The sequence below is a fragment of the Streptomyces sp. NRRL S-455 genome, assembly GCF_000717875.1.
Classification (GTDB): Bacteria; Actinomycetota; Actinomycetes; order Streptomycetales; family Streptomycetaceae; genus Streptomyces.
The window spans coordinates 1-455 of record NZ_JOCT01000076.1 but is presented as its reverse complement, the minus strand read 5'-3'; the positions used below and the strand labels follow the sequence as shown (position 1 = coordinate 455).

Here is a 455-nt window from a genome sequence, read left to right as displayed (position 1 = left end):
GCCTCGGGCCACCGGGAGATCACGACGGAGATCCTCCCGGCCGAGGGCCGCCCGTTCTGGCCGGCGGAGGCGTACCACCAGCAGTACCTGGACAAGAACCCGGACGGCTACTGCGGCATCGGGGGCACGGGCGCCACCCTGGAGTCCCCCTCCGAGACCAACTGGGGCCGCGCCTGCCCTACGGGCATCGCCCCCGCGCCGGAGGCGGCGGACAAGTAGTTCCCGGCCCCTGCTCCTCCGGTTCGGCGAGGTCCGGCGGCGGCTCCGGTCACACGACCTCAGCTCCGGCCGGGGCCGCCCCCGGTGTACGGGTGACGGGCGCCCCCGCGAGCTGACGAGCCGTCAGGATGTGGTCAGGTAGCAGGTGTAGGCCCCGCTCAGCTCCGTGGTGGTCGTCCCTCCGCCCGTGAGCGTCGAGACCGACCCGGTGCCGGTGAACGCGAAGGCATCGGGGT

The 455-nt window shown here is 73.8% G+C and carries 1 protein-coding gene; it reads left to right on the top strand.

What is annotated here, in order from left to right:
• Positions 1 to 219, top strand: a 219-nt coding sequence (locus IE97_RS0137870) for a peptide-methionine (S)-S-oxide reductase (protein WP_030252247.1), incomplete at its 5' end; no start/stop codon positions are given.
• Positions 220 to 455 lie beyond the last annotated feature (236 nt).